Origin of the sequence: Aeromonas sp. 600479, from assembly GCF_049175515.1 — a bacterium.
Classification (GTDB): domain Bacteria; phylum Pseudomonadota; class Gammaproteobacteria; order Enterobacterales; family Aeromonadaceae; genus Aeromonas; species Aeromonas veronii_A.
In genome coordinates, this window is sequence record NZ_JAAKVF010000011.1 from 128,510 (window position 1) to 147,801 (window position 19,292).

The 19,292-nt window shown below is 57.5% G+C and carries 28 protein-coding genes; 9 read left to right on the forward strand and 19 right to left on the reverse strand.

The window, feature by feature from the left end; genetic code table 11:
• The first annotated feature begins 145 nt into the window (after positions 1–145).
• The gene (locus tag G5149_RS13125; protein ID WP_421212579.1) at positions 146–1,915 is read left to right on the forward strand and encodes a terminase ATPase subunit family protein; all 1,770 of its coding nucleotides are present in this window, start codon (positions 146–148) and stop codon (positions 1,913–1,915) included.
• Positions 1,912–2,955: a phage portal protein gene (locus G5149_RS13130; RefSeq protein ID WP_421212580.1), complete on the forward strand. Its 1,044-nt coding sequence runs from the start codon at positions 1,912–1,914 to the stop codon at positions 2,953–2,955. Before G5149_RS13125 ends, G5149_RS13130 begins: the two co-directional genes overlap by 4 nt.
• A gap of 361 nt (positions 2,956–3,316) precedes the next feature.
• Here G5149_RS13130 and G5149_RS13135 read toward each other — a convergent pair whose 3' ends face one another.
• From G5149_RS13135 to G5149_RS13155, 5 genes are all read right to left on the reverse strand, one after another.
• Positions 3,317–3,496: a hypothetical protein gene (locus tag G5149_RS13135; RefSeq protein WP_421212581.1), complete on the reverse strand. Its 180-nt coding sequence runs from the start codon at positions 3,494–3,496 to the stop codon at positions 3,317–3,319.
• A gap of 347 nt (positions 3,497–3,843) precedes the next feature.
• Positions 3,844–4,026, reverse strand: a complete 183-nt coding sequence (locus G5149_RS13140; RefSeq protein ID WP_421212582.1) for a hypothetical protein — start codon at positions 4,024–4,026, stop codon at positions 3,844–3,846.
• Positions 4,027–4,257: 231 nt separating this feature from the next.
• The gene (locus G5149_RS13145) at positions 4,258–4,446 is read right to left on the reverse strand and encodes a DUF3283 family protein (protein ID WP_421212583.1); all 189 of its coding nucleotides are present in this window, start codon (positions 4,444–4,446) and stop codon (positions 4,258–4,260) included.
• Between the two features lie 68 nt (positions 4,447–4,514).
• Complete coding sequence (locus G5149_RS13150; RefSeq protein ID WP_421212584.1) at positions 4,515–4,838, reverse strand: type II toxin-antitoxin system RelE/ParE family toxin; 324 nt, start codon at positions 4,836–4,838, stop codon at positions 4,515–4,517.
• Positions 4,813–5,043: a TA system antitoxin ParD family protein gene (locus tag G5149_RS13155; protein WP_421212585.1), complete on the reverse strand. Its 231-nt coding sequence runs from the start codon at positions 5,041–5,043 to the stop codon at positions 4,813–4,815. Before G5149_RS13155 ends, G5149_RS13150 begins: the two co-directional genes overlap by 26 nt.
• A gap of 396 nt (positions 5,044–5,439) precedes the next feature.
• On the opposite strand from G5149_RS13155, the gene umuD reads away from it, so the two are divergent.
• Positions 5,440–5,862 carry a translesion error-prone DNA polymerase V autoproteolytic subunit gene (gene umuD / locus G5149_RS13160; protein ID WP_421212586.1) on the forward strand — a complete coding sequence of 141 codons (423 nt, stop codon included), beginning with the start codon at positions 5,440–5,442 and terminating at the stop codon, positions 5,860–5,862.
• Positions 5,859–7,136, forward strand: a complete 1,278-nt coding sequence (gene umuC, locus G5149_RS13165; RefSeq protein ID WP_421212587.1) for a translesion error-prone DNA polymerase V subunit UmuC — start codon at positions 5,859–5,861, stop codon at positions 7,134–7,136. The genes umuD and umuC overlap by 4 nt, the downstream gene beginning before the upstream one ends.
• A 12-nt stretch (positions 7,137–7,148) precedes the next feature.
• On the opposite strand, the gene G5149_RS13170 is transcribed toward umuC, so the two are convergent.
• From G5149_RS13170 to G5149_RS13235, 14 genes are all read right to left on the reverse strand, one after another.
• Positions 7,149–7,484, reverse strand: coding sequence for a hypothetical protein (locus tag G5149_RS13170; RefSeq protein WP_421212588.1), 336 nt, complete (start codon positions 7,482–7,484; stop codon positions 7,149–7,151).
• 139 nt (positions 7,485–7,623) lie between these two features.
• Positions 7,624–10,017: a replication endonuclease gene (locus tag G5149_RS13175; protein ID WP_421212589.1), complete on the reverse strand. Its 2,394-nt coding sequence runs from the start codon at positions 10,015–10,017 to the stop codon at positions 7,624–7,626.
• A complete protein-coding gene (locus tag G5149_RS13180) occupies positions 10,014–11,750 on the reverse strand; it encodes a phosphoadenosine phosphosulfate reductase family protein (protein WP_421212590.1) in 1,737 nt (578 codons plus the stop codon). The genes G5149_RS13175 and G5149_RS13180 overlap by 4 nt, the downstream gene beginning before the upstream one ends.
• Positions 11,747–12,196: a hypothetical protein gene (locus G5149_RS13185; RefSeq protein ID WP_421212591.1), complete on the reverse strand. Its 450-nt coding sequence runs from the start codon at positions 12,194–12,196 to the stop codon at positions 11,747–11,749. Before G5149_RS13185 ends, G5149_RS13180 begins: the two co-directional genes overlap by 4 nt.
• A complete protein-coding gene (locus tag G5149_RS13190; RefSeq protein ID WP_421212592.1) occupies positions 12,196–12,417 on the reverse strand; it encodes a hypothetical protein in 222 nt (73 codons plus the stop codon). Before G5149_RS13190 ends, G5149_RS13185 begins: the two co-directional genes overlap by 1 nt.
• Positions 12,414–12,785 (reverse strand): hypothetical protein, encoded by a 372-nt coding sequence (locus tag G5149_RS13195; protein WP_421212593.1) that lies wholly within the window; start codon positions 12,783–12,785, stop codon positions 12,414–12,416. Before G5149_RS13195 ends, G5149_RS13190 begins: the two co-directional genes overlap by 4 nt.
• Positions 12,782–13,096 carry a hypothetical protein gene (locus tag G5149_RS13200; RefSeq protein ID WP_421212594.1) on the reverse strand — a complete coding sequence of 105 codons (315 nt, stop codon included), beginning with the start codon at positions 13,094–13,096 and terminating at the stop codon, positions 12,782–12,784. Before G5149_RS13200 ends, G5149_RS13195 begins: the two co-directional genes overlap by 4 nt.
• On the reverse strand, positions 13,093–13,269 hold the full coding sequence (locus tag G5149_RS13205) for a hypothetical protein (RefSeq protein WP_201296126.1): 177 nt from the start codon (positions 13,267–13,269) through the stop codon (positions 13,093–13,095). Before G5149_RS13205 ends, G5149_RS13200 begins: the two co-directional genes overlap by 4 nt.
• The gene (locus G5149_RS13210; protein ID WP_421212595.1) at positions 13,266–13,790 is read right to left on the reverse strand and encodes a hypothetical protein; all 525 of its coding nucleotides are present in this window, start codon (positions 13,788–13,790) and stop codon (positions 13,266–13,268) included. Before G5149_RS13210 ends, G5149_RS13205 begins: the two co-directional genes overlap by 4 nt.
• Positions 13,791–13,853: 63 nt before the next feature.
• Positions 13,854–14,300, reverse strand: a complete 447-nt coding sequence (locus G5149_RS13215; RefSeq protein WP_421212596.1) for a hypothetical protein — start codon at positions 14,298–14,300, stop codon at positions 13,854–13,856.
• 15 nt (positions 14,301–14,315) lie between these two features.
• Positions 14,316–14,522: a hypothetical protein gene (locus tag G5149_RS13220; RefSeq protein WP_421212597.1), complete on the reverse strand. Its 207-nt coding sequence runs from the start codon at positions 14,520–14,522 to the stop codon at positions 14,316–14,318.
• Positions 14,519–14,797, reverse strand: a complete 279-nt coding sequence (locus G5149_RS13225; RefSeq protein WP_376902026.1) for an ogr/Delta-like zinc finger family protein — start codon at positions 14,795–14,797, stop codon at positions 14,519–14,521. Before G5149_RS13225 ends, G5149_RS13220 begins: the two co-directional genes overlap by 4 nt.
• Positions 14,798–14,806: 9 nt before the next feature.
• Positions 14,807–15,325: a phage regulatory CII family protein gene (locus tag G5149_RS13230; RefSeq protein WP_421212598.1), complete on the reverse strand. Its 519-nt coding sequence runs from the start codon at positions 15,323–15,325 to the stop codon at positions 14,807–14,809.
• 33 nt (positions 15,326–15,358) lie between these two features.
• Positions 15,359–15,688, reverse strand: a complete 330-nt coding sequence (locus G5149_RS13235) for a hypothetical protein (RefSeq protein WP_421212599.1) — start codon at positions 15,686–15,688, stop codon at positions 15,359–15,361.
• 240 nt (positions 15,689–15,928) lie between these two features.
• Here G5149_RS13235 and G5149_RS13240 point away from each other — a divergent pair, with 240 nt between their 5' ends.
• The 5 genes from G5149_RS13240 (at position 15,929) to gpt (ending at position 19,225) form a co-directional block, all read left to right on the forward strand.
• Complete coding sequence (locus tag G5149_RS13240) at positions 15,929–16,678, forward strand: S24 family peptidase (RefSeq protein ID WP_421212600.1); 750 nt, start codon at positions 15,929–15,931, stop codon at positions 16,676–16,678.
• 19 nt (positions 16,679–16,697) lie between these two features.
• A complete protein-coding gene (locus G5149_RS13245) occupies positions 16,698–17,165 on the forward strand; it encodes a hypothetical protein (RefSeq protein ID WP_421212601.1) in 468 nt (155 codons plus the stop codon).
• A gap of 13 nt (positions 17,166–17,178) precedes the next feature.
• A complete protein-coding gene (locus G5149_RS13250; protein ID WP_421212602.1) occupies positions 17,179–17,589 on the forward strand; it encodes a hypothetical protein in 411 nt (136 codons plus the stop codon).
• A gap of 12 nt (positions 17,590–17,601) precedes the next feature.
• Positions 17,602–18,648 carry a phage integrase gene (locus tag G5149_RS13255; RefSeq protein WP_199427901.1) on the forward strand — a complete coding sequence of 349 codons (1,047 nt, stop codon included), beginning with the start codon at positions 17,602–17,604 and terminating at the stop codon, positions 18,646–18,648.
• A 109-nt stretch (positions 18,649–18,757) separates the two neighbouring features.
• Positions 18,758–19,225: a xanthine phosphoribosyltransferase gene (gene gpt, locus G5149_RS13260; RefSeq protein ID WP_005339007.1), complete on the forward strand. Its 468-nt coding sequence runs from the start codon at positions 18,758–18,760 to the stop codon at positions 19,223–19,225.
• The last annotated feature ends 67 nt before the right edge of the window (positions 19,226–19,292 follow it).

The following is a 19,292-nucleotide window of genomic DNA, read 5'->3' on the forward strand; positions in this document are numbered from 1 at the left end:
GCTGGGATCCCTTTGTGAATTGGGTTTCTGGTCGGGCTCATGGTCTGTCTGGTGCGCTAAATCCTTCAATCGGTTGCGGGTGTGTGGCGCGCCTACACACCCGCGCAGCCATCCTTTCGGCATTGACGGGCGGTAGGCTGTCGCCATGACTACAGCACCCTTACTTTTCCCCCATATCGAACCCAGACGGCAGGCCATGCACCTGTTCTTTCAGGGCTACCCGCTCCGCGCCATTGCTGAATTGCTGCAGACGCCGGAGGGGACAGTTTCGACCTGGAAGAAGCGCGACGGCTGGGATGACATCAAACCGATTGACCGGGTCGATTTCGCGCTTGAGGCGAGGTTGTGCCAGCTGATCGCCAAGGAGATGAAAACCGGTGGCGATTTCAAGGAGATTGACTTACTGGGCCGCCAGTTGGAGCGGGTCGCCCGGGTCAACAGGTATAGCAACGGCGGCAATGAGGCCGATCTCAACCCGAAGGTGGCGAACCGCAATAAGGGGCCGAAGAAGGCGCCAGAGCGCAATGTGGTGGAGCCCGAGCAGCAAGAGCGGCTGATTGAGCGGTTCGAGTCGACGATGTTCGATTATCAGCGGGTTTGGTATCAGGCTGGCCTTGAGTACCGGATCCGTGACCTGCTCAAGTCGCGTCAGATCGGGGCAACCTACTTTTTCGCCTTCGAGGCGGCTATCGACGCGCTGGTGACTGGCCGCAATCAGATTTTCTTGTCGGCCAGCAAGGCTCAGGCCCATGTGTTCAAGCAGTACATCATTCAGTTTTTCAAGGAGGAGGGTGTCGAGCTGAAAGGCGACCCTCTCGTTTTCCCGAACGGGGCGCACCTCTACTTCCTCGGTACCAACGCCCGCACGGCGCAGAGCTACCACGGCAACATCTACATGGATGAGTATTTCTGGATCCATGGCTTTCTGGAGTTCCGCAAGGTGGCCTCCGGCATGGCGATGCACAAGAAGTGGCGCCAGACCTACATCTCCACCCCGTCCAGCCTGTCACACCCCGCGTATTCGTTCTGGTCTGGTGCCAACTTCAACCGAGGCAAGGCGAAGGCCGATCGGGTCGAGATTGACCTTAGCCACGCCAATCTGGCCAGCGGCAAGCTGTGCGCTGATGGTCAGTGGCGGCAGATTGTGACGGTTGAGGATGCGGTGCGTGGTGGTTGTGACCTGTTCGACCTGGACCAGCTGCGCGGCGAGTATTCCGAGGAGGAGTACCGCAATCTGCTGATGTGCGAGTTTATGGATGACACGTCCAGCGTGTTCCCGCTCGCCACGCTGCAGCGCTGCATGGTTGACAGCTGGGAGGTGTGGGAGGACTACAAGCCCCACGCGATGCGGCCAATGGGTAACCGGCCGGTGTGGATCGGGTATGACCCGGCGAAGGGCGGGCAGGGTGACAGCGCAGGCTGTGCCGTGCTGGCGCCGCCTGCGGTGCCCGGCGGCAAGTTTCGGGTGCTGGAGCGCCACCGCTGGCAGGGGATGGACTTTGACGCGCAGGCGCGGGCCATTCGCACCATGTGCGATCGCTACAACGTGGCCTATATCGGCATCGACACGACGGGGATCGGGGAGGGGGTTTATCAGCTGGTTAAGCAGTTTTATCCGGCGGTTCACTCCATCCAGTACAACCCGAGCGTGAAGATTCAGATGGTGATGAAGGCGCAGGATGTGATGAACAAGGGGCGGCTTGAGTTTGACAGCGGGATGACTGACCTTGCGCAGGCGTTTATGAGCATTCGCCGCGGGGTGACCGCTGGCGGCAAGATGCCGACGTTTGAGGCGAGCCGTTCCGAGGAGACCAGCCACGCCGATATCGCATGGGCAACCATGCATGCCCTGTTACATGAGCCGCTGGCAGGCGCCAACGGTACCAATACCAGCATGATGGAGATTTTTTCATGACAAAGCGCCGCAATCCGCGCAAGACCCCGCCGGTGACGGCGACCCAAGCGCCCGCCGCTGATGCGATCGAGGCGTTTTCCTTTGGCGAGCCGGTGCCGGTGCTGAGTCAGCGGGAGGTGTTCGATTACCTGGAGGCGATGCACAACGGCCGCTGGTATGAGCCGCCGCTGAGTTTGCAGGGGCTGGCGCGGGTTTATCGTGCCGGGGTGCATCATGCCTCTGCTATTCAGGTGAAGCGCAACATCTTGCGCTCTTGCTTTGTGCCACATCCCAAACTGAGCCTGACGGCGTTCACCGGTCTGGTGAATGACTATCTGATTTTCGGAAATTGCTACCCCCACGCGGTGCTGAACCGGCTGGGCGGGGTGTTGCGCTATGACCATCTGCGGGCCAAGTATGTGCGGCGCGGGGTGGATCTTGATGCCTATTGGTGGATTGCGCAGCTCGGGAAGGAGCAGCAGATGCAGATCGGTTCGGTGGGCCATGTGATGGAGAGCGACATCAACCAGGAGATTTACGGCATCCCCGATTATGTTGGCGGCCTGAACTCGACACTGCTGAACGAGTCGGCCACGCTGTTCCGCCGCAAGTATTACGAGAACGGCAGCCATGCCGGGTTCATCATGCACATCACCGACGCGGTGCAGAACGAGGACGACATCAAGAAGCTGAAAGAGGCGCTGCGCCAGAGCAAGGGCCCCGGCAACTTCCGCAACCTGTTGCTCTACACCCCGAACGGTAGCAAAGACGGGGTGAAGTTGATCCCGGTGGCCGAGGTTGCGGCCAAGGATGATTTTCTCTCCATCAAGAACGTGAGCCGCGACGACCAGCTGGCGACCCATCGGGTACCGCCCCAGTTGATGGGGGTGATGCCGAACAATACCGGCGGTTTCGGTGATGTGACCAAGGCCGCCCAGGTGTTCGATGTGAACGAGGTGGACAGCCTCAAGGCCAGCCTGCTGCAGATCAACGACTGGGCAGGGGAAGAGGTGATCAGGTTCAACCCCTACAAGCTGGCAGGTCTGACAGTGCAAAGTTGAGAATACCGACTATCTTCAAATCGGAATTCCTCCAAATTCCTCCATGATTTAATTCAAAGCCCCCATCTTCAGGGGGCTTTGCTTTGGCTGATTTTCCATTCTGCCAGACCTCACCAATCGCATTCCTGGCCAACGTCGGTTATCCCCGGGCAACCACACTCCCGAGCTCCTTCCATACGCATCTGAGTGTATGAGCGAAGCCTCGAAGGCTCCCTTAACACCCAGCGCGCGCAATCGACCCCCCGCCTCGCCTGCCCGCTTTATGTGTCGATTTCCATTCATGTGAAAGACTGGTGCCGGTTACCAGCTCCCCACGCCAGCACTGGCCGCGCGCAGCTTTCCAGATCCTTTTGGCGATCCTTCACTTTCCGTCAGATCCTTTCAAAAGTTGAAGAGCTTTTTTCTCTATCCGCTTGGTTCCTCTTTCCATCAAGTTTTCCACTATCCCTAGATCCTCTGGTGTCTCGGTTACTGTCAACTTTCTAACCAAGTAGCGCATCTCTTGGACGTCTTTCAAGATGGATTCGAGCTTCTCTTGCATGGGGCCTCCGAAGACCACAGATGTGTTCTGACAAAAATACCCTATCGCCAATACAGCCTGATTGGCAGGGCCGCAAATACCTTCACCTCCATGTCTCATCCTTCCTCATGAGCCCCTTGTGTGACACGAATGTCCCATCTGCGATGCTGAGATCGGCAGGTTGCTCGCTGTCTGTTCTGGCGCGATAAAAATCTCTCACTGAGATATATTTATTTTCAGGCAAAATAACCCCCTCCGGCATGGCTGGATTTTTGTTTTAAGCAACTAAGTTTTGCCGCATGATAGACAGGTTGTTTATTGCAAGTCAAACATCCTAATCTCACATCATGAGTAATAACACCTATCTGTTATCTTTTGATGTTATACGCAAATAAAAGACCTCCATCCCGCACCAGAAAATAGGTCAACCCGACAAAGCCAAGGCGCTTAATCACGCGAGTGAATTGATCACTAGACACTAGACGATTGAGCAAAACCCTTGCTACCACTGGTTTTGTACGCTTCTTGCTCATCAAATCTTTAAACGGCATTTAAACCACCTTTAAACACCATTTAAAGTCTTGAAAATTATCAACGATACACCCTGAATATTTTGATAGTGGTGCAGTATTTTAAATAGTGGTGTGGTTATTCAAGAGCCGGATGGATATTTAAATGCTTGCTTTGTTACCTTAAATATAAAAAGCATATGTAAAATATATGCAATTAATATAAAAAGCCCCTGCATGAGGGGCTTTTACTGGTTGTCTCGATGGTGACCACTATCTGGCGCGGTACTTGGCCAGCGCCTTGGTGAACACCTCCAGCTCATGGCCTTTGAATGCGCTGCTGTCCAGTTCGGCGGTGGCCAGATGGCCGTTTCGTTCCTTCCACACCGCATAGGCTGCGGCCTTGTCTACTTCTATCAGCGCTTTCTCTGCTGGCGGCAGGTCACACAGGTTAAAACTCATCGCTACCTCGTTCTTGGAGAGTACTGCTCATTAGCGGAAAAGAATGGGCCCGAGCGGGCCCATTTTAGTCAACCGATCAGTTTCAAATCGGCCTTGCGACGTTCTTTCAGTGCGTCATAGAAGTTCTCATGAGGGCCAACGCTCAGCAGGTAGAGCTGCAGTTCTGCGTCTTTCCAGGAGTATCCTAAGAGTACCTGTTGCCCCTTGAGCTTGAACTTGTGTACACGCAGGTGCGACAGGTCCCCCTTCTTCTGTTCGCCGATCTCTGGGTCGTCAATCACCCGGTCAATCTCGTCTTCCACTACTTTCAGGTCATTTGCAGAGAGCTTTTTGAGCTGCTTGCTAAACAGGCTAGACTCAAAAACCTCAATCTCGTTTTGTTCTTCTGACATAGCGAGTTACTTGCCCTTCTTTGATTTGCTCCGCAGCAAGCATCACGTCTTTGATGAAGCTAAAAGGCAGGTCTGGGTTGTCCTCGACCATGCGGCCGATCTTTGACCAGTACTCAATCTGCTTCGGCAAAGAGCGATGTGCAGCAGACGCGTGGATTTTCACGTCGGCGATGAAGTCATCGTCTAAGCGTACTGTTTGAGCCATGTTCATTATCCTATTTTCTCGTCGGTTCGTCGGTTCGTCGGTTCGTTGGTTCGTCGGTTCGTCGGTTCGTTGGTTTGTCGGTTCGTTGGTTTGTCGGTTCGTTGGTTTGTTGGTTTGTTGGTTTGTTGGTTTGTTGGTTTGTTGGTTTGTCAGTTCGTTGGTTTGTCGATTCGTTGGTTTGACGGCTCGTCGTCAGTATAACTTTCATTCAAAAATGAGCAACAATTTGTTGCTTATTGGGTCAGCTTGACATCTCATCCCCCTCCTTTGGTTGCGGTGTTCTCAGGATCATTAGTTGTGTCGCTCAACTAATTCCGGAGCCAAACGCCGCACGGTGATCCGGTTTTGGCGTCTTGCTATACTGTTTATAAATACAGTTGTTTCGAGGTCGCCAGCATGTTTGCTCAACCTACCCCTGATGCCCCCTTGTTAGAGATCCCCCTGTTCCTCTCACCTGTTGCCTGCGGTTTTCCGTCGCCGGCGCAGGATTACACCGAGCAGACCATCGATCTCAATCAGCTATGTGTTGCCCACCCAGCGGCCACCTATTTTGTGCGGGCGGCCGGTGACAGCATGGTGGACCATGGGATCCGCGATGGTGACCTGCTGGTCGTCGACCGCAGCCGCAAGGCGCGCCACGGCAGCGTGGTGGTCGCCGCGGTCGATGGCGAGTTCACGGTCAAGGAGCTGCAGCTTGAGCCCACAGTCGCCTTGCTCCCAGGCAACCCGGCATATCGGCCCATTCATTTCAGTGAGGGGCAGGAGCTGGAGATTTTTGGGGTGGTGTCTTTTATCGTGCATCAGGTGGATACCCCATGAACAAGCGCTGCGCCGTCGCCCTGGTCGATGTGAACAACTTCTACGCCAGTTGCGAGCGGCTGTTTCGCCCTGACTTGAAGGGGCGGCCCATCGTGGTGCTCTCCAACAACGATGGCTGCGTGGTGGCCCGCTCGGTAGAGGCCAAAGCGCTTGGCATCAAGATGGGTGTGCCGTACTTTCAGATCCGCCAGTTCTTCGAGGCCCTGGGCGGGGTATGGTTCTCCAGTAACTATGCCCTCTATGGTGATATGTCGAACCGGGTGATGACCATTCTGGAAGGAATGGCCCCGGCGGTAGAGGTCTACAGCATCGACGAGGCCTTTATCGAACTGAGCGAGTCCTGGGCGGGCGACTTGGTGGCCTATGGCCTCCAAGTCCGCGAGCGGGTGCAGCAGTGGACTGGGTTGACTGTGGGGGTCGGCATCGGCCCCACCAAGACCCTGGCCAAGCTTGCCAACTATGCCGCCAAGAAGTGGCCGGCCACCGGTGGCGTGGTGGATCTGCGTGATGAAGGGCGGCGAGCTCGGCTCATGGCGATTACCCCGGTGGAGAAGATATGGGGTATTGGCCGGCGGCTTTCGGCCAAGCTGGAGGCACAAGGCATCAAGACGGTGGCCGATCTGGTCGCCGCCGATCCCAAGGCTCTGCGGCGCCGCTATGGCGTGGTGGTCGAGCGCACGGTGCAGGAGCTACGGGGGATCCCCTGTGCCGAGCTGGAGCAAGAGGCCCAGGCCAAGCAGCAGATCATCTGCTCGCGCTCCTTCGGCGAGCGAATCACCCAGATCGGCCCCATGCACCAGGCGCTGGCCGGCTACATGGAGCGGGCCGCCGAGAAGCTGCGGGGGGAGGGGATGTGCTGCCGACACGTGACCCTGTTCATCCGCACCAGCCCGTTCAGCGACCGGGAGCCCTATTACGGCAACCAGGTGAGCACCAAGCTGGCCACGCCCACCCATGACACCCGGGCCCTGCTGGCTCTGATCCCGGAGCTGCTCCCGCGCATCTGGCGCGATGAGCAGCGATACCAGAAAGGGGGTGTCATGCTGGCCGACTTCACCCCCGCCAGCATGCAGCAGGGCGACCTGTTCGCCGCACAGCAGCCATCCCCGCGCAGCGAGGCGCTGATGCAGGTCATCGACAAGATCAACCAGGGGCGGCTGGGTAAGGTCTACTTTGCGGCCCGTGGCCGCGACACCCGGGAGTGGATGATGAAGCGGGAGCAGTTAAGCCCCCGCTATACCACTGCGATCGACGAGCTGCCAGTGGTGAAGTGATATTGTGACAAATCAGAACATGCGATCGATCTGTTTGCCATAACTAACAATGACCCACCCTGTGGCTAGGAAGGTGAGCCAAATGACGAACCCAATGACTGTTTCTGGCACCATGGCTTGAATAAGTGGCCATTGATCGAACAAACCAGGTGGTGTTGGCAGGTTAGCTTTGCCATCAGTGATAGAAAGGATCCGGCTAAATGCTCGTTCAAGACGGTGCTCGAACATAAGAGATCTCATTCCAAGCAATAACGCTGCAGAAGAGACCATCATCAGGATGCCACCGAAAAACTTCATGACTTCCGGTTCCATAATTAGTGAAGCAAAAAAGTCTTTCAGGCGTTCCATCTGATTGATTTCCTATAAAGCTCCGTTTGGAGAAGTTTATACCTGCTTGGCAGGTCAGTTCATCAAAAGAAATACAAGCCGCAACTGAAATACTCGGTTGGCTGAGAGCTCCCTCTCTTCTTGATAATCCTGCTGCCGCTCATGCTTGCTCAACGACCAGGCGCGCCCGCGCCTTGGCAATCTCTGCGCTGTGGTGCTGGTTGTCGGCGTGCAAGGCCGCAACGCGGGCCTGCTCCTGTTCGGTGGGCTGATAGCGCCCGCGATCCTCTTCGTCATCCACCAAGCGGGTGAGGGTGGCGATCGCCTCATCGGCTTGCTGCAGCGGCAGGCTGGCCAGCCAGTCGGTCACGCTGCCGCCGTTGTGCATCAGCTCGCGGGCCTGCTGTTTCAGCTCGCTGCTGCTGGCGGCACGGTTGCGGGCCAGCTCGGCCTCGACCTCTGCGGTCAGCTGGTCGGCTACCGCATCGCCTGCCCCTGGCCAGTTGCGGGTCACAATCAACCGATCTCCGACCAGTCGCACATATTGGCCGTCGGCGTTGATGATGCAGCCCCGCAACAGCAGGTCTTCGTTACTCACATCAAGACCCATACGGCTCAGCTCTTTAGCCAGAGCGGATCCTTTAACCCCCTTTTTGGATCCTTCCGTACAGTTATTGACAGAACTCCGAGGGGCGCGGCTGCCGCCGCTTGAGTGCAACTCGCTGCGCTCGCCAACTGCAGGCTCGCGCTGCTCGCCCAAACACGACACAGCGGCACCCTTGCGCACTATCTGCCAGCCGTCGGTTCGGGTGACGGCGGTGGTTTGGCCCACGTCGGAGATCACCCCCATCAGGCGCAGCACATCCTCGCCGTATTTGTTGGCGGCTTCGTCGAGACGCTTTGAGAGCTTGATCAGGTGGTCTTTGCGCGGGGTCTCGATGCCGCCCATCGCCTCGATAAAGCGGCCCCACTGCTTGTTATCAGCGGCATAGCGGGCAGCCTCCAGCACGCAATCCCATTCAATCACCTCATCGCCCAGGCGGCGCAGCTCGCGCCAGACCGACACAGACGGCCCGCCGATCTGCTGAAACTGGCGAATGCGCCAGCAGCTTGCCCAGGCGGCGACCGCGATGGTGGTATGGTCAATCGGCGCCTCGGCTTCGTAGTCCATCCCGACCTTATGGCCGTCGATATTCTTGGCGATGTATTTGGCGATATAACCGGTGGCGCTGCCCTTGGTCGGGTCGATCTCCTTCCAGTTCACGCGCGGGTTGATGGCCTTCACCACCGCCTTGTCGTTCACATCCAGCAACCACTTGATGCGCGGCAGCTTGTTGCGGATTTTCATCTTGGCCAGCTGGTCGAGCAGATCGCCGTTTGGCATCTTGAGTTCTGCCCGGGCTGAATCGGTGAAGTGGTAGGCCAGCAGGGTCAAGAAGTCGTTCTGATGAACCGGATCGATAAACAGCAGGCAATGCCAGTGCGGGGTTCCGTCGTGGTGCGGCTCCGCCACCCGAAAGCCGAAGGCCATGATCCCCTCGCGGGCCAGTGCGGCACGAAAGCGGGCCCACTGTTTGCACAACAGGCGGTTGGTCTCGGTCGGGGTGCTGCCGTTGAAATCTTCGTTCTGGTAGGTCTTGCTCTTGTCTTGCGTGCCCTGGCGCCATGCGTGATAGCCAGACGGCGCGGTCAGGGTCAGGAACAGGCCCAGCTTGCCCTGTTCCTGCGCCAAATCCTCAAAGCCGCGCATCCGCACAAACAGCTCATGACGGCGTATCTCGGGGTTGGCTACCGACCCCATGATGGCGTCGGCCAGATCAATCTCTTGCCCCAGCTCCTCATTGACGGCGCTCATGCTCGCCATCCACGCCTGTTGTGCTGCCTTGCGCTGTGTGAACTCGCGCACCGCGTGGGCGCTGGCGTAGGGGCTAACCCCCTTGCGCACCTGACCGGTGAAGATGGCGATCAGCTCGCAATAGACTGCCCAGGCGCGGTTAATCTTGCGCAGCCACCACGATTCATCGAGCAGGCGCACAAGCAGGCTGGCGGCGGCCCCTTCGAACTTCTCAACAGCTGGCTCCATATCTGCCCGCTCTTCGTCGGTCAGCTGGCGGCCAAGCAGTTTTCTGGCGGCTGTGCGCGGGTCGTTCGGCAGGGGCGGGCAGAAGTGCCACGCCTGCGCCTGCGCCCCCAGATCAGCCAGCAGCTCGGCGGCGGTGCGCTCGTTCGCGCCCGTCATCAGCAACTGCTGGCAGCGGCGGGCCCACTCGGCGGCGACCAGCTCGCGGCGAATGTCGTTGCGCAGGTGATGCACCGGGATCGGGAAGCGGGATTGCGCGGTGGCGCAGGCATCCACCATCCGGCGCAGCCAGACGTTTGCCGTCTTGTGGTTGGCTGGGTAGCGGCGCAGGTAGGTCTTTGCCAGCGGCTTGGCAACGTGCCACTCGACGCGGGCCAGCTGGTTGGCCGCCTTACCCATCTGGATGGCATCAAAGCCGGTGCAGTATTTCGGCGGCAGCTGGATACCGCACAGGTTGGTGATGGATTCGTTCATGCGGCGTACTCCCGAAACAGATCAAGCTGGAACTCAACAGGAAAATTGCCTTTGATGGCGTTGTGCTCGTCGTCAGTGATGGAGTGCTCAAGCGCATAGGCTTGGATATCCATCACCCCGAGCTTTCGCTGCAGGCGCTGCCAGAACTCCGCGCGCTGGATGATTTCGTCCAGGCTGGCAGGCTGTCCCTTGCTGATGGTCACGATCCGGTTGTGCAGATAGAACTTGATTGCCTCTGCAGGGTCCTCCCCCGTGCAGTCAATGGCTATAGGGTTGCTGATGAAGTGCTCGAGCCACTCAAGAGCCGCCGTTTTGTCGATGTCCATCTCCTGTGAGGCTTCAAACGACAGGATTGGTTTTTCCTTGCCGGTCAGGCGATCGGTGATGGTTGGCGCCTCAATTCCTGCGTGCTGCATTGCGTAGATGTGGGCGGGGTCTGTTAGGCCGCCAATTCCGTGCGGAGGAGCTATTCCCTCTGGCGGCTTGAACCAGCGCCGTGATGGGATCTTCACCTGTTGGGTTGGCTGTGTGCATGGCGGGTAATAGCGGCGGCCGCAACGCATGATGTTGTGGTACTCATACAGCGCGCCGAATGCGTGACGAGCATCCCGGTATACAGACCAAATGAAGTCGATGATGACCAGCTGCCAAGGCTTGATCAGCTGGAACCGTGGGAAGCCGTCGTTATGCTCATCAGCCCATGCGCATTCATCCGCATCGATAGTCAGCATGAAGCGCAGCAAGTCGCGGCGGGTGACGAAGTTGAAGTAGTCAGGTTGCAGGACGATATAGCCCGTCTCCTTATCAACTGATCGCCCGAGCCACTCACGGCGTGACATGTCCCAACGGATGCCAAACAGCCAGTCACGCAGCTTGGCAATGGGCTCCAGATAACCATAGGTTCCGCGGTCATTGGCAATCATGGCCTGCAACGACTTGTCACGATCACCGGTAGCGACACAGGCCCAGCACCCGAACCGTGCGCCACAGGCCGAGCTGTTGAGCTGCTTGTCCGCCATGCCAGACACACAGCCGCCGTTCGCGTCCTTGTAGAGCGACACCAGCAGGTCAAAATGCTTGGTGAATGAGGTAATCAGCTGGCGCCCCATACGCTGATCGCACTTCTGGAGCAGGGTCCAGACATCGACCTCATCCCAATCGGCGATCGGGGTAGCGTACAGGTCACCATCTGGGTTGGTGAGGATCTTGCCAGCCTCATCTCCGCGCTCGGTCATGCGCTGTTCGCGCTCCTCCGACTCGCTAAAGCGGGTTCCAACCAGACTGATGATCTGGTGCCCAGCCTCCTTGGCCAGAGCCTTCTTGGCCTTGATGATGGGCTCAATCTTCCAGTCCACGCTGCAATCACGGCTCATCCCCGGGTAACGCGGCAGTTTGCCGCGCCCCACGGTGACATAGTGGAATGTGGCGGAAAGCGGCGGGGATACCTGATGGTATTCCATCGGCAGCCCCTCTCTGGCGCAAAACATCTCCAGTTCGCCAGCCATGTGCTCAAAGTACGCATCCAGAGCCGGGTTCTCGATGGTTGTGTCACTGGTGATGGCGAAGCACTTAGGCAGAGTTACCCCTGCCGCCTTGGCTCGCTTCATGGCCTCCAGCATCAGCGCCAGCACTACAGTGCTGTCTTTGCCCCACGACAGCGAGCAGCAAAGGCCATACCCCTGAGTAAGCCACTCAACCATGGGGTTAACAGCGGTATCGATAATGGCTTTCATTTGCACACTCCGCACTTGCCGTTTGTGTATTCGTTCGGTTGCAGATAGCGGCCGCACTGGCCGCAGGTGGGGACTTGCTCCAGCTTGGCCAGACGGTCAGACCAACATGCGCGCTCGCAGAAAACGAGACTTGTCAGGCGATCTCCAGACAGGATCACCGGCCGCACATGGCCGAATTCTCCGCAGCAGCTGCAGCGCATCAGCGGGCGGCTTGCTGGTTCAACCTTCACCACGGTTTCACTGGCAGCGCGGGCCAGTGGCCAGCAGGTTTCGACACAGTAGGGATAAGCGCGGCGACCGTGACGGCCAGCCACCGGCAGGCAAACAGCGGTCTGTTTGCACTTGGTGCATGGCTCCAGCGTGACCTTGCTTGTAGGGTTGATGCGGAATGCAGGGCGCACGATGCCCAAAGCCGGGGCATGCCCGGCTGTTTTTTGGTGAGTCATTAGATGGCGCCTCCGATGTGGAGAGAGCGGACTTTGCTGGATGCCGCCTTAACCGAACGGCGGGCCAGACGGCACAGGGTCAGATGGGTTTTTGCCGGAGTGCGCTGGCCGTGGGGGCCATCTTTGCGCAGGTCGAGCAAGTCACGTTGCAGGTCTCGCAGCTCGTTACTGGCGTTCAGCATCCGGTTTATCCACACGTCGATCAGCTGTTGATGGCTCATTGGATGGTCTCCCCCAGTCCGTTTTGTTGGTCGCAGGGTTCCCATCCCAACCACTCAAGGAAAGTTCCATTTTCGATGGCAGCATCTCGACCAGCTTTCTCATCCAGCAGGCCTTCTTGAAACGCGATCATGTCCAAACAAGTAGCGATAGTTAACCTTTCACGGCGGCAGGCAGCGAGCAGTGACTTAATGGCATAAACGTTGGTATTAGGCTGATTCGCTCTGCGCAACATGATCAGTTGACGCTGAATCTGACGAAGCGCCTCTCTATGCACAGTGATAATGAAGTTCTTCGCCGCAATATCAGCCTTGAACACAGCATTTACGCCGTCGTCATCTTTGATAATTTCGTGCATTTGATGGCTCATTTGATGGTCTCCCCCAGTCCGTGGAGTGGTTCGCATTCGGCCCACCACTCGGCGATCTCTTTTGCCAGTGCCAGCTCGGCACTGCCGACGGCCAGCCAGTACACGGCGCGGATGGCGCCCAGTGCCAGCAGCTCCTTGGTGATATTGCGGTTGTGCTTGGCATCGCTGCCGGAGGTGTTGAACTCCTCCTGTGCTACTTCCCAGTGCTTGGTCAGCTGGCTGACCGGTGCAGGGGCCTGCAGATGTGCGGGGCCCGCTTCGCAGTTGCCCAGCTCATCAACGGGCGGCTCCAGTTCAAACAGGTCGCTCATGCTGCTACTCCTTCCAGAACCCGAGCGCGGCCAGACGGCAGCAGCTCGATGCGGGCGGCTTGACGCTGGCCACGCAGCCAGCTGTTTTTCACGTTGATGTAGCCGTGACGCACCAGATAGGCGACGGCAGCGGCCGGTGATGGGGCGGTGTGCTTGGTGGTGATGGCGATCATTGGGCACCCCCTTGCAGCGCGTGGGCAAAGGGCGGATGGAACAGGCACTCCACGGTGACATCATGGTCAGGCGCGGCCATATCCACGCCGATGATGTGCGGGCCGTCCATAAACGGCAGTTCATCATCGTCCAGCTGCACGACAACCTCTGGCGGCAGGAATACCAGCCCTCGCTCATCGTCCTGCCACGTAAAGCAGGCTTTGGCATCGGTAAACAGCCATTCGTCGGCGTCGCGCGGGTTGGCGATGGCGAACTCGTTGAACAGCTTGAGGAAAGCGAAATCGTCTGATGGCGTACTGCCAACCAGCACCGGCGGCCGCTGGCCACCCTGCAGGATCTCGAGGCGCTTGGTCAGCTCGGCGTAGATGTCGAGCAGGCTCAACTCGTCGGCCAGCTCTGCCAACGCCTCAAGGCTCGCTTCTACGGCGGTGCTATGGCATGCCCCCAGCTGGGGGCGGTGGGTATTAATGAGGCTGTTCGCTACTTTGCGGATCGCCTGTTCTGCTGTAAGATTGTTCATGAGGGTTACCTCGCTGATTGATTGAAAGCCCCGCTGGTGCGCCAACACCGATAGCGGGGTTTTTTATTGGCCGTTTCTGACCACTTTCCTTGCAACCGCTAAGCGGTTCTCCAATTCGCGGGCCTGAGCGTTCAGCTCTGCCCGGCGCTTATTCTCAAGCTCTGCCTGTTCCAGCTCGCTGCGTGTCGGCCCATCAATGTGGCGGGCGGAGCGGTGCCATTCGCGGCGGTGCAGCACCGAGCCATCAAACTCCCGCAGGGTGGCGAGCAGGTCGCCCAGTGCGAGCCGGATTGCTTCTTGTTGGTCAAACTCGAACTGGCCCAGCTCCTGCGCTGCTGCCGACGGTGAGATCCCCGCGGCATAACAGATGACGGCGCGGGCCCGAGTCGGCAGGCGTGACCAGCGGCTGGCCGCCCCATTGCGGCCGAAGCGGGCGCGCATTTCTGCCAGTGCCACTTCTGCGGCGTTGGTCTGTTGAACGAGCGGAATTACCTTTGCTGTTGCGTTCATGGGGTGGCCCTCCGGTTATGCCTGCAGCAGCTGGGTCAGCCAGTGCGGGCGCGGCGCAAAGCGCAGGGTGCCGCGACGGCCTTGATGGTCTTCCAGATAGCTGCCATCAAAGCGGGTGGTGTTGCGCATCACTGGCTCGTCGCAATCGCTCACGACGGTGGCGCGGGTCATCAGCAAAAACGGCAGCGGGATCAACCCCGGCTGCTCGGCGCGTAGTCTCATTGGGCAGTCTCCTTTGCCTTGTTTCTGAGGATTTCCACGGCTGGGAACTGGCGCGCTTTTGCCAGCTCTTTGGCACGTGGAGACATTTCCAGCACGATGCTTGGGTTTGGCATCGCGCTGGGGGATATGGTCGCGGTGATTTCAAACATCGCATTGAAGCTGTGGCCGCAATCGACATTGCTGCACTGGTATTTGGCCTCGCCGATCAGCGGGGTAATCATTTTGCTTTTGCGAACGCCTGCTTGGTGGCGGCAGTGGGGGCATTTCAGTCTCATGGTGTTCTCCTATGCGCCCAGGCTGGCGCGCGCCATGTCAGCGGCACAGGCGAGGGTGGGGATTGAGTTGAATTTCTGTTCGATTTCGGTGGCGAGCAGCACCATGTGCTCGATGCCCGCCATTAACCCGGTCATCACCGCATTGCGATGGTGTTTGGTGACACGGCCAGCGGTGAGCACCTGGGTAGCCTGAGCCGTCACGCCAAGGATGCTGGCGCCAGCGTTGAGCGCCTGCTGGGCGCGGGCCTCTGGCTGGATCACCGCATCGGAAGAAGGCAGGCGAACGGCGGTGAGCTGGCAATCAAACAGCAGGCCATCAAACAGGGTGTCGTCACCGGTGACGCGGTAGATGTCGATCAGGTCGGTCGCGGTCAACTTGTGCCGCTCTTGCGCCGGATTGAACTTGTTGCGCAGCACATGGCCGCTCATGCCGATCGCGTGTGCAATGGCCTCAAGGTCGTGCGCTGCTTTAAATCGGTCGCAGGCGCTCGCAAATCCGGTGTGTGCGCTAGGCTTATTGGTAGACACTTTAACCCCCTGTGCTCAATCGCTACCGTTAGGTTAAGCAGCTCGCTGCTGCTTTGACTTGGTGGTTGCAGGTTTGGCTATGCGGTGACGGGAGTTTTCATGTGCCATATGCAGATAGTTGGATGGCTCTTTAGCCATTTCACGCCAGCGAACCAGATTGACCCACGGCTTGTCGGTGGGGCGAAGTTTCGGCATCTGCGGGATACGGCCATCAGCAATCATCGCCTGAGCGGTACGCACCGGCAGATCGATACTGAAGTCATCGCGCAGCATGTTGAGGAAGGCTTCCAGCGGAATGGCTGGCAGTTGGGAGAGCGCAAGGCTCTGTTTGATGGCCGCCAGCTCGCGCAATACGACTTCCATCGGTTCGCCGGACGGGTTAGATGTTTCACCCATCGGTTTTACAGCAGCCCCTTTGGGCTGTTTTTTAATGCCTTGTTGCGTCATACTGCGCCCCTATGCGTCAATTTTTCATCACCACTAGAACGTTGCAACCTGTGACTCGCAATCTTTGGGTTTCAACGGGACTTTTAGGTGAAGATACACCGCCGCGCAGCATTGCGCAACCGGTAGATCTCAAAACAACCTGAGGCTCGCAAAAAAATGGAGATTCTTAACGGCACTGCATTCGATATGAAGGGGTTTGCAAAACGGATGGAAGCTATGATTGGCAGGGAGAGCTATAGGTCTTTCGGCCGTCGTGTCGGTGTCAGTGATGCAGTACTTCGTAAGTACGTCACTGGCGAAACGATGCCATCCGTTGGCTTGGTAGCTCAGATCTGCGGCCATGAGCCGAACCTGTTTCTGTGGATGTGTTTGGGTATTGGTGAGCGACCAGAGCAGGTTCCAGAACTCCCCGCAGTCCCGTCTTATGTTACTGGCCCAGCAGATGAAACTGCGGTGGCTGAAGAACCCGCTTCTTTCAACAGCAAGATGCATGACTACACGCTGGTCGATTGCTATCAGGTGTTTGCTTCTGCTGGCTTTGGTTCGGTTGTTTCTGAAGAACTGAAAACCGAGCCGATGGCGTTCCGTACCGAATGGCTCAAGAAAGAGGGTTTATCCCCCGAACGGCTGGCCGTGATCCGCGCCAAGGGTGACAGCATGGAGCCCACCATCAGTAATAACGACATCATCCTGGTGAACCTGTGCAACGGTGACGCGCTGCGTGATGGCCTCTATGTGCTGCGCATCGGTGACAGTCTGCTGGTCAAGCGGCTGCAATTCGATGTGCTCGGCGGCATCAAGGTGATTTCCGACAATCCCGGCTATGAAACCCAAGTGGTCACCAAAGAGCAGCGGGCCGATGTGCACATCGTTGGCCGCGTGGCATGGGCTGGGAAAAAGTTTTGATATCTAAGAGGGTTTTGTGATGCGTTTTATATCTGCTGCGGTGCTTGGCGTTGTGTTATTGGCTGGTTGCGATGGCAATAGTGCCACCTCTTCCGATACCGCCACGACTCAAGCAGTCACTGCACCGGTGCTTGATGAAGCATCGATTCTGAAAGAGTCAGGATTAACAACCGTTCGACGTTATGGCCTTGAAGATGGGCATGGCTTTTACATGCAAGAAAGCCCTGATGCGGCGATCGAGTTCAGAGATAACCCTCCCCGCATCAACGTCGCTTTGCGCACATTCCCCGAGGCTGGTTATGAAGCCAAAAATGCTACGGCCAATGGCATCGCCAAGAAGTTAGTCAGCGTAATTACTGGCACTGATGGCCAGCTTGTCGATGATGTTATCGCCGGTGAAATTAAGCCCGGCAAGCAGTTCATCAATGGCCTATCTGTTAACGTTTCCGGTATGGAACATGACTGGCTTATAACCGTCAGCAAATAATGGTGCAACGTTAATGGAAATAGTCTTTTGGGTATTGGTTGCTCTTTTTGTAATTGGTTATTTTGCCAACAAAAAAGAGGCGACCAAAAAAAACAAAACTGCCAATCCCCATAGGCCAAGTAACACCTCTGGGCCTGTCTTTTCTAAAAAAGGTACAAGTAACTCAAAGTTAGATTTAAGCCATTACTCACGCGCTGACCTGATGGAAATCGCATTCTCCTACATCGACAGCAAGGGTGATTTCTCTCAGCGAGAAGTTAGCGTCAGTCAGGTTACCAATACGCACATAAAAGGCTGGTGTCACGAGCGGAAGGCGTTGAGAACGTTCAAAACAGAATCAATTATTCTGGATGTCACGCTACTCAGCTCTGGTGAAGTAGTCCCGGTAAAAGATTGGGTCTCTGCTGCCAAGAGCAAGAGGTAACAGGCTAGGCCAATGACAGTCCGCAAACTCGATGACGGCAAGCCGCGCCCCTGGCTTGCCGAAGTCTATCCCCAAGGCCGCGACGGCCCCCGCAAGCGCAAGCGGTTCGCCACCAAGGGCGAGGCGCAGGTGTGGGAAAAGTGGCTACTCGAAGAGAGCAACAGCAACCCCTGGCTGACGGCCAACAAGGTGACCGAAGATAAGCGCCGGTTATCCGACATCATCGAGCAGTGGTACCGCCTGCACGGCCAGACGCTGGTCGCGGGGGATCAGGTCAGGCGCAAGCTCGACCTGATGGCCGGTGCGATGGGTGACCCCTACGCCGTCGATTTCAACAAAAGCCATTTTGCTGCCTACCGCGAGGGGCGGCTCACTGGGGCCATCATCTTTCCCGGGCGATGCAGAGACAGGGCGGCAGGTCCAAAGACGGTCAACGATGAGCAGCGGCTGCTCAATGCGGTGTTCGGCGAGCTGATCCGGTTGGGGGAGTGGGTCAATCCCCACCCGCTGACGGGGCTGCGCAAGGTGAAGACCCAAGAAAACGAGATGTCTTTTCTGACGGCGGCCGAGATCGACCTGCTGCTGGCCAGCTGTGCCAAGTCCCGCGTTCCGGCCCTGACCACTGTGGTCAAGCTCTGTCTGGCCACCGGCGCCCGCTGGTCTGAGGTGCAGGGGTTGACCCGATCCCAGGTGAGCAAATACCGGCTGACCTTCACCCAGACCAAGAGCAAGCGCAATCGCTCGGTCCCTATCTCGCCAGAACTCTATGAACTCATCCCCAAGCGGGGCCTCTATGAGGGCAAGCTGTTCCCCCCATGCTATGACGCATTCGAATACGCCGCCGAAAATTCAGGGGTAAAACTGCCCGAAGGGCAACTTTCTCACGTCCTGCGGCATACGTTTGCGAGCCATTTCATGATGAACGGTGGTAATATCCTTGTCCTACAGCGCATCCTCGGTCACAGCAGCATCACGATGACCATGAGATACGCACACTTTGCCCCCGATCACCTTGATGACGCGGTCAGATTAAACCCTCTGGCCAGCCCTCACTCATAGGCAAAAAATGGCGGCAAAGTGGCGGCAGAATTACGTAAGCATTGCATAACACGGCGCACCGTTGCGTCATAACCCTTTGTTTTAACTATAAGTCGTTGAGTTCATTACTATGCCTAAAAAATTCTATGTGTCGTGGGACAACCTGCAACGTGAAGCTCGCCGTCTGGCCCGTCGTCAGCTGCCTGTCAGCCAGTGGAAAGGTATCATCGCGGTCAGCCGTGGTGGCCTGGTGCCCGCAGCCCTGATGGCCCGTGAACTTGGCATTCGTAATGTGGAAACCCTCTGCATCTCCAGCTATGACCATGACAGCCAGCGCGAGCTGGTGGTCGTGAAGGCTGCCACCACCGCTGGTGACGGCGAAGGCTGGCTGGTGGTGGAAGATCTGGTCGACACCGGCACTACCGCCAAGGCGATCCGCGAGCTCTACCCGAAAGCCAAGTTCATCGCGATTTTCGCCAAGCCGATGGGCGAAGCGCTGCTGGACGATTTCGAAGTGGCGATCCCGCAGGATACCTGGATCGAACAGCCGTGGGATATGGCGCTGGAGTTCGCTACACCGATCTGCGACGAAAAGTAACGGAAACGGGATGTGACGCTCGCTGCGTCCATTGGCCGTAACTGTCAATAATGGTTTCAAAGGGTTC

Bases quoted from the DNA above. Each gene is read 5' to 3' on its own strand.
- G5149_RS13245 (WP_421212601.1), top strand. From the start codon at position 16,698: ATGCGTTTTATATCTGCTGCGGTGCTTGGCGTTGTGTTATTGGCTGGT.
- G5149_RS13210 (WP_421212595.1), bottom strand. From the start codon at position 13,790: ATGAACAATCTTACAGCAGAACAGGCGATCCGCAAAGTAGCGAACAGC.
- G5149_RS13250 (WP_421212602.1), top strand. From the start codon at position 17,179: ATGGAAATAGTCTTTTGGGTATTGGTTGCTCTTTTTGTAATTGGTTAT.
- gpt (WP_005339007.1), top strand. From the start codon at position 18,758: ATGCCTAAAAAATTCTATGTGTCGTGGGACAACCTGCAACGTGAAGCT.
- G5149_RS13205 (WP_201296126.1), bottom strand. From the start codon at position 13,269: ATGATCGCCATCACCACCAAGCACACCGCCCCATCACCGGCCGCTGCC.
- G5149_RS13215 (WP_421212596.1), bottom strand. From the start codon at position 14,300: ATGAACGCAACAGCAAAGGTAATTCCGCTCGTTCAACAGACCAACGCC.
- G5149_RS13255 (WP_199427901.1), top strand. From the start codon at position 17,602: ATGACAGTCCGCAAACTCGATGACGGCAAGCCGCGCCCCTGGCTTGCC.
- G5149_RS13190 (WP_421212592.1), bottom strand. From the start codon at position 12,417: ATGAGCCATCAACAGCTGATCGACGTGTGGATAAACCGGATGCTGAAC.
- G5149_RS13235 (WP_421212599.1), bottom strand. From the start codon at position 15,688: ATGGAAGTCGTATTGCGCGAGCTGGCGGCCATCAAACAGAGCCTTGCG.
- G5149_RS13155 (WP_421212585.1), bottom strand. From the start codon at position 5,043: ATGGCTCAAACAGTACGCTTAGACGATGACTTCATCGCCGACGTGAAA.
- G5149_RS13195 (WP_421212593.1), bottom strand. From the start codon at position 12,785: ATGAGCCATCAAATGCACGAAATTATCAAAGATGACGACGGCGTAAAT.
- G5149_RS13185 (WP_421212591.1), bottom strand. From the start codon at position 12,196: ATGACTCACCAAAAAACAGCCGGGCATGCCCCGGCTTTGGGCATCGTG.
- G5149_RS13170 (WP_421212588.1), bottom strand. From the start codon at position 7,484: ATGGAACGCCTGAAAGACTTTTTTGCTTCACTAATTATGGAACCGGAA.
- umuC (WP_421212587.1), top strand. From the start codon at position 5,859: ATGAACAAGCGCTGCGCCGTCGCCCTGGTCGATGTGAACAACTTCTAC.
- G5149_RS13225 (WP_376902026.1), bottom strand. From the start codon at position 14,797: ATGAGACTGAAATGCCCCCACTGCCGCCACCAAGCAGGCGTTCGCAAA.
- G5149_RS13240 (WP_421212600.1), top strand. From the start codon at position 15,929: ATGGAGATTCTTAACGGCACTGCATTCGATATGAAGGGGTTTGCAAAA.
- G5149_RS13135 (WP_421212581.1), bottom strand. From the start codon at position 3,496: ATGCAAGAGAAGCTCGAATCCATCTTGAAAGACGTCCAAGAGATGCGC.
- G5149_RS13130 (WP_421212580.1), top strand. From the start codon at position 1,912: ATGACAAAGCGCCGCAATCCGCGCAAGACCCCGCCGGTGACGGCGACC.
- G5149_RS13145 (WP_421212583.1), bottom strand. From the start codon at position 4,446: ATGAGTTTTAACCTGTGTGACCTGCCGCCAGCAGAGAAAGCGCTGATA.
- umuD (WP_421212586.1), top strand. From the start codon at position 5,440: ATGTTTGCTCAACCTACCCCTGATGCCCCCTTGTTAGAGATCCCCCTG.
- G5149_RS13150 (WP_421212584.1), bottom strand. From the start codon at position 4,838: ATGTCAGAAGAACAAAACGAGATTGAGGTTTTTGAGTCTAGCCTGTTT.
- G5149_RS13140 (WP_421212582.1), bottom strand. From the start codon at position 4,026: ATGCCGTTTAAAGATTTGATGAGCAAGAAGCGTACAAAACCAGTGGTA.
- G5149_RS13200 (WP_421212594.1), bottom strand. From the start codon at position 13,096: ATGAGCGACCTGTTTGAACTGGAGCCGCCCGTTGATGAGCTGGGCAAC.
- G5149_RS13180 (WP_421212590.1), bottom strand. From the start codon at position 11,750: ATGAAAGCCATTATCGATACCGCTGTTAACCCCATGGTTGAGTGGCTT.
- G5149_RS13125 (WP_421212579.1), top strand. From the start codon at position 146: ATGACTACAGCACCCTTACTTTTCCCCCATATCGAACCCAGACGGCAG.
- G5149_RS13175 (WP_421212589.1), bottom strand. From the start codon at position 10,017: ATGAACGAATCCATCACCAACCTGTGCGGTATCCAGCTGCCGCCGAAA.
- G5149_RS13220 (WP_421212597.1), bottom strand. From the start codon at position 14,522: ATGAGACTACGCGCCGAGCAGCCGGGGTTGATCCCGCTGCCGTTTTTG.